Below are 6,292 nucleotides of genomic sequence, written 5' to 3'. Positions count from 1 at the left end.
GCCGAAACCCCGGCAGCCAGTGTGAGCAAACGGCGACGGGAGTAACCCTCAGTGTGGCTCATGCTGGTTCCCCTGCTGCCTGGATCTGTTGCACGTTGTGTGCGCACGCTGTCCGCTCGCCATGCTGGACTACACTGCGACAGCGAACCCTCACACCCGTTAAAAGTAGCCGAATGTCCCGACGCCTGATGTCACTCGTCGCCTTGATCGTTGCCCTGTACCTGGCGCTGTGCGCCGCGCTGTTCGTGTTTCAGCGCTCGTTGATCTACTTCCCGCGGCCCGCTGCGGTCGAAGCAGCGAACGCTCGCCTGAAACTGTCGATGCCGGATGCGGACGTTTGGGTGACCACGCGAGCACGTGCCGGACCGCGAGCAGTGATCTATTTCGGCGGCAATGCCGAGGACGTGTCGCGCAATCTACCGGGGTTCGCCGAAGCCTTTCCGGATGACGCGCTGTATTTCCTGCACTATCGGGGCTTCGGCGGCAGCGGCGGCTCGCCGTCTGAGGAGGCGATTGCCAAGGACGCCCTGGCACTGTTCGATCAGGTGTACGCCAGTCATCCACAGATAGCCGTGGTCGGACGCAGCCTCGGTTCCGGCGTTGCCGTACGCCTGGCCAGTCAGCGCCCGGTGCAGCAACTGATTCTGGTGACGCCGTATAACAGTCTTGAAGAAATCGCCGAACAGCATTATCCGTGGCTGCCGGTGAAATGGTTGCTCAGGGATCGCTTCGAGTCGGGCAAGTACGCCGCGCATATCCGTGTGCCGACGTTGCTGCTCGCGGCAAGTGATGACGAGGTGATTGCACGGGCCAGTACCGAGCGCTTGCTGAGCAGCTTTCCCAAGGGTGTGGCGGTGTTGAAGGTGGTGCCGGATTCGGGGCATAACTCGATTTCCGAGCGGCGGGAATATCTGCAGTGGATGGGGGATGTGTTGAATCGCTGAGGGTCGTGTGGCTTTCAATGGCTCCATCGCGAGCAGGCTCACTGCTACAGAGGAATGCATTTCAACTGCAGGAGTGAGCCTGCACGCGACAGGGCCATCCAAGGCCACTTGAATATCTGCTTGACCCACGCTTCGTCGCCTCGAAAAAAAAGCCTTTGTCGCCCCTTGAACCAAGTCCGAAAAGCCCAGTCCTACGCGCGCCGTGTTCTGCGGTGAACCCCACTCAAGCGCTGTTCCCCTTTTTCAGAGCTGTCTGTCCCATGCGCCACGCCGTCCGTTCGTCTCGCTTCGTTTCGCTGTGCCTGCTGATCCTTTCGCCGCTGTTCGCTGAAACCGCCCATGCAGGTGCGGAACGGCAACTGGTGGCGGCCATCAATGACTACCGTGCCCATCCGCAACGCTGCGATCGCCGCCCCGTACAACGCCTGGCGCCCTTGGCATTGAAGTCGAACCTGGCCTTGCCGATCGGTTATCGCTACGCCGGTGGCATGCGTGAAGCATTGAAGTCGACCGGGTATTCCGCCGTGGCGGTGCGCAGTATTCGCGTGGTCGGTGCCGAGGACGCCGAAGCAGCCTTCGACCTGCTGCAGAACGACCACTGCGCCGCGTTGCTGGATGCGAGCTACGCCGACATCGGCGTCAGTCGTTCGCGCAATGAATGGCAAGTGGTGCTGGCACAGCCGGTGCTCGACAGTCGTGTTGGCGATAACCGCAGCGTCGGCAAGGCGTTGCTCGCCGAGGTCAACGCCGCCCGGGCGCGTCCAAGAATGTGTGGCCGTCAGCGGTTCGCCGCTGCCCGCCCCTTAAGCTGGAATGCCGCGCTCGGCGCCGCCGCGCAGGGCCACAGCAAAGCGATGGCCTACGGCAACTATTTCGCTCACCGCGATCCGGACGGTGACCTGCCCGCCGACCGCGCCCGGGCAGCGGGCTACCGTGGCCGGCAAATCGGCGAAAATATTGCCGCCGGGCAGAGCTCACCGGGCAAGGCGATGGCCGGATGGCTGGCCAGCCCCGGGCATTGCGCCAACCTGATGAACCCGATGTTCACCCAGGTCGGCGCCGGCTTCGCCAGTGAGGCGCGCAGCGATGAAGGGGTTTACTGGACGATGGTGTTTGGCGCGCCTTGATGGCCAGCGCACAGTCCCAGTTTCAGTAATTCCTTGCGTAGCATGGAAGAATTCACCAGCCGCGCGAGCACCGCATACGCCTGCACATCCTGCGCCCTGGTCATTTGCCCGGTGAAATTCAGGGTGTTGTCGAGTATCGCCGTAGCCAGGAGCGCAGCGCTTTGCTGACTGATCTTCAGCAACAAGTCCGCCTTGTCCCAACGCTGAAAGACCTGTGTGACGGCAGCACCGATCGGCTGGATATCGGCGGCAGAGCCGAGTCTCTGCGCTCAGTACTGCTCGTAACCGGGATGATGGTCGATGACTTCCACCTCTTCTGCGATGGAAATCCGCCGGGTAGCCCAATTGCGTAATGGTATTGGACGGGTGGTTTTTCCTGTTACCCCACTCCGAACCCGGTACCCCATGTTTCAGGCAGGGGCAAAATTGCACACTCTGATGACCGAAACATGACAAGACGAAGAGATTTCGACGTCTGAACAATGACAACGGGATAACCGCTGTTGAGTGGTTATCCCGTTTTTAATGCGCGCTCACGCTGCGCGTTGACCGCCCGCCACCATCGCCGAAGCCGCCAGCATCGCCCGCAGCAATACCGCACACCCCGCCGCCAGATCATCCGGCGCGGCGTTTTCGATTTCGTTGTGGCTGATGCCGCCTTCGCACGGCACAAAAATCATCCCGGCCGGGCCGAGTTCGGCGAGAAAAATCGCGTCATGCCCGGCGCCACTGACGATGTCCATGTGCGACAGACCCAGCCCTTTCGCCGCGCCGCGCACCGCCGCCACACAGCCCTTCTCGAAGTACAGCGGCGGGAAATCGGCGGTCGGGGTCAGTTCATAGGTCAGCCCGTGCTCTTCGCAGGTGGCGTCGATGACGTGTTTCACCTCGGCGATCATCGAATCCAGGCGTGCCGGCTCCAGATGACGAAAATCTAGGGTCATGCGCACTTCGCCGGGGATGACGTTGCGCGAGCCGGGATAGGCCTGCAGGCAACCGACGGTGCCACAGGCGTGGGGTTGATGGCCGAGGGCGGCGCGGTTGACCGCACCGACGATCACCGAGGCACCGACCAGGGCGTCCTTGCGCAGGTGCATCGGCGTCGGCCCGGCATGAGCTTCAACGCCGCGCAGCTTGAGGTCGAACCACTTCTGCCCGAGCGCGCCGAGCACCACACCGATGGTTTTCTGTTGGTCTTCAAGGATCGGGCCTTGCTCGATGTGCGCCTCGAAATACGCGCCGACCTTGTGCCCGCTGACATTGCGCGGCCCGGCATAGCCGATGGCGTTGAGCGCTTCGCCGACGGTGACGCCCTCGGCATCGACCTTGGCCAGGGTTTCTTCGAGGGTGAATTTTTCGGCAAACACTCCGGAGCCCATCATGCATGGGGCGAAACGAGAGCCCTCTTCGTTGGTCCAGACCACCACCTCCAGCGGCGCTTCGGTTTCCACGCCGAGGTCATTGAGGGTGCGCAACACTTCGACGCCGGCGAGCACGCCGAAGCAGCCGTCGAACTTGCCGCCGGTGGGCTGAGTGTCGATGTGGCTGCCGGTCATCACCGGCGGCAGATCGGGATTACGCCCCGGACGGCGGGCGAAGATGTTGCCCACCTGATCGACCGTGACGCTGCACCCGGCGTCCTTGCACCATTGCACGAAGAGGTCGCGGGCCTGGCGGTCGAGGTCGGTCAGGGCCAGGCGACAGACCCCGCCCTTGACCGTGGCGCCGAGCTTGGCCAGTTCCATGAGCGAGGCCCAGAGGCGGTCGCGGTTGATGTGCTGATGGGTGGATTGCAGAACGTCTACGGCTGCGTTCATGTTGATCTCCTCAGGCAGTTTCTTATGATATTTCTGTGGTGCTTTTTGGGCCGCCATCGCTGGCAAGCCAGCTCCCACAGGTTCTTGGGTGTGCCCACAATTTGTGTACGACTCGATCCCTGTGGGAGCTGGCTTGCCAGCGATGAGGCCTTCCCTTACACCGCTGTTTTCATGACCGAAGGCTGCGCCCGCATTACACACAACCCGTAATAAATCACCCCGCCCAGCGCCGAGCCGGTGAACCAGCCGTAGCTGTAGAACCAACTGAACGCATCGCTGCCCAGCGACAACAGGGTCAGCAGCACCGGCACGCCAAACGCGGTAAATCCGGCCCAGTTCCACGCCGGATACACGTCGTCGCGGTACAACCCGGCCAGGTCCAGTTGCTGTTTCTTGATCAGGAAATAGTCCACCACCATGATCCCGGCGATCGGCCCGAGCAGGCTCGAATAGCCCAGCAGCCAGTTGGAATACACGGTCTCCAGGCTGACGTCGGAAACGATCAGCCCCAGCTTTTTCAGCAGTTCGTGGGCCATCAAGGCCAGCCCGACCAACCCGGTGAGCAACACTGCTTTGGTGCGGTTGATGACCTTGGGCGCAATGTTCTGGAAGTCGTTGGTCGGCGAAACAATGTTCGCTGCGGTGTTGGTCGACAGCGTGGCGATGATGATCAGCGCCATGGCCACCGCGACCCACACCGGGCTTTGAATGTGGCCGATCAGACTGACCGGATCGGACACCGTGACACCCACCAGTTTCACCGAGGCGGCGGTCATCACCACACCCAGCGAGGCGAACAGGAACATGGTCAGTGGCAAGCCGAAAATCTGCCCGAGGATCTGGTCCTTCTGGCTCTTGGCATAACGGCTGAAGTCAGGAATGTTCAGCGACAACGTGGCCCAGAAGCCCACCATCGCGGTCAGCCCGGCGGCGAAGTAACTGACCACACTGGCGCCTTCCGGGCGTTTCGGTGGAATCGCCAGCAGCTCGGTCATCGACACATTGGGCATCGCCCACATCAGCAAGCCAATGCCGACCGCCACCAGCAACGGTGCGGACAGGGTTTCCAGCCATTTGATCGACTCGGCGCCACGAATCACCACCCACAGGTTCAGCGACCAGAAGATCATGAAGCCGATCACCTCGCCGGTGCCGCCCAGGGATTTCCAACCCTCGAACACCGAACCGAGAAACAGGTGAATCGCCAGGCCGCCAAACATCGTTTGAATGCCGAACCAGCCACACGCCACCAGCGCGCGAATCAGGCACGGCACGTTGGAGCCGAGCACGCCGAACGAGGAACGCAGCAGCACCGGGAATGGAATCCCGTACTTGGTGCCCGGGAAAGCGTTGAGCGTGAGCGGGATCAGCACAATGACGTTGGCCAGCAGAATCGCCATCAGCGCTTCGCCCACGCTCAGGCCGAAATACGCGGTGAGCACGCCGCCGAGGGTGTAGGTCGGCACGCACACCGACATGCCGACCCACAGCGCGGTGATGTGCCATTTGTTCCAGGTTCGTTCGCGCACCTTGGTCGGTGCCATGTCGTGGTTGTAACGGGGACTGTCGAGGACGTCGCTGCCGGCTTCGAGTTCGAACAAGCCGTCGCGCTCGGTCACTTGCGATCTGTTCTGTTGCATGGCCGCTCCACTGTTCTTCTGATTATTTTTTTGCTCATCAGGCGGCTGCACACCAGGGTGCGAGCCGGACGATGGCCGGAGGAACTGACAACTTTCGTGTACCGGCCACGGTGTCAGCGGCGGCATCAATAAACGTGCCGGGTGCCCCGCTTACGCATCGGGCCGTGGTTCAAACACATTGCAACTTTCTGATATTGCTCGGTTTTAATTATTTATCGAGAGAGTCCGTGAAAACCTGTCTGCACGCTCAGGCTAAACGTTTGCCAAGTTGTTCGAACTGTCAGGACTCAATCTGGTGCACTGCAATTTTTTTCATTCTGGGCGATCAACCGCAGCTCAACTTCAAGCGGCTGATTTCACATAGGAAATCTTGCTCATATTTCCATCCTGTCAAGTGCGTCAAAATGGTGAACAGCCTCACCATTTTGGTGATTTATGTTTTTTATCTTTATTTTTCATACACTTAAAACATTCATAAGCTTATAAAAAATAATCTTGATCAATTTCAAAACTGCGACTAGTTTCTATTCCTGACAGCCATGACAGGAATACGCCGTTCATCGCTGTACATCAATAAAACATATAGAACCGATACCAGTCGGTCATGCCTGCGAGGAACTCGGAATGTCTCTGTTGATCCGTGGCGCCACCGTTGTTACCCATGATGAAAGTTATCGCGCCGACGTCTATTGCGCCGACGGCGTGATCAAAGCCATTGGTGAACACCTTGATATTCCCGCCGACGCCGAAGTGCTCGATGGCAG

General features: G+C 60.2%; 5 protein-coding genes and 1 pseudogene. 3 read left to right on the top strand and 3 right to left on the bottom strand.

Features of this window, described 5'->3' with window-relative positions:
• The first annotated feature begins 173 nt into the window (after positions 1-173).
• Positions 174-944, top strand: a complete 771-nt coding sequence (locus DBR24_RS14740; RefSeq protein ID WP_128615130.1) for an alpha/beta hydrolase — start codon at positions 174-176, stop codon at positions 942-944.
• Between the two features lie 260 nt (positions 945-1,204).
• Complete coding sequence (locus DBR24_RS14735; RefSeq protein WP_128615129.1) at positions 1,205-2,071, top strand: CAP domain-containing protein; 867 nt, start codon at positions 1,205-1,207, stop codon at positions 2,069-2,071.
• Between the two features lie 62 nt (positions 2,072-2,133).
• Here the strand turns inward: DBR24_RS14735 and DBR24_RS14730 are convergent.
• The 3 genes and pseudogenes from DBR24_RS14730 to DBR24_RS14715 form a co-directional block, all read right to left on the bottom strand.
• Positions 2,134-2,385 (bottom strand): annotated as a pseudogene (locus DBR24_RS14730) (DHH family protein); the annotation flags it as partial.
• A 219-nt stretch (positions 2,386-2,604) separates the two neighbouring features.
• Complete coding sequence (locus tag DBR24_RS14725) at positions 2,605-3,888, bottom strand: Zn-dependent hydrolase (RefSeq protein ID WP_128615128.1); 1,284 nt, start codon at positions 3,886-3,888, stop codon at positions 2,605-2,607.
• 155 nt (positions 3,889-4,043) lie between these two features.
• The gene (locus tag DBR24_RS14715; RefSeq protein ID WP_128615127.1) at positions 4,044-5,528 is read right to left on the bottom strand and encodes an NCS1 family nucleobase:cation symporter-1; all 1,485 of its coding nucleotides are present in this window, start codon (positions 5,526-5,528) and stop codon (positions 4,044-4,046) included.
• A gap of 624 nt (positions 5,529-6,152) precedes the next feature.
• Between DBR24_RS14715 and DBR24_RS32210 the strand changes: the two genes are divergently transcribed.
• The coding region (locus DBR24_RS32210) for a hypothetical protein (RefSeq protein WP_177490561.1) at positions 6,153-6,292 on the top strand (140 nt) is incomplete at its 3' end.

Origin of the sequence: Pseudomonas sp. HMWF006 (assembly GCF_003061205.1) — a bacterium.
Lineage (GTDB): Bacteria > Pseudomonadota > Gammaproteobacteria > Pseudomonadales > Pseudomonadaceae > Aquipseudomonas > Aquipseudomonas monsensis.
This window is presented reverse-complemented; position numbering and strand designations above follow the sequence as displayed.

Bases quoted from the DNA above. Each gene is read 5' to 3' on its own strand.
- DBR24_RS14740 (WP_128615130.1), top strand. From the start codon at position 174: ATGTCCCGACGCCTGATGTCACTCGTCGCCTTGATCGTTGCCCTGTAC.
- DBR24_RS14735 (WP_128615129.1), top strand. From the start codon at position 1,205: ATGCGCCACGCCGTCCGTTCGTCTCGCTTCGTTTCGCTGTGCCTGCTG.
- DBR24_RS14725 (WP_128615128.1), bottom strand. From the start codon at position 3,888: ATGAACGCAGCCGTAGACGTTCTGCAATCCACCCATCAGCACATCAAC.
- DBR24_RS14715 (WP_128615127.1), bottom strand. From the start codon at position 5,528: ATGCAACAGAACAGATCGCAAGTGACCGAGCGCGACGGCTTGTTCGAA.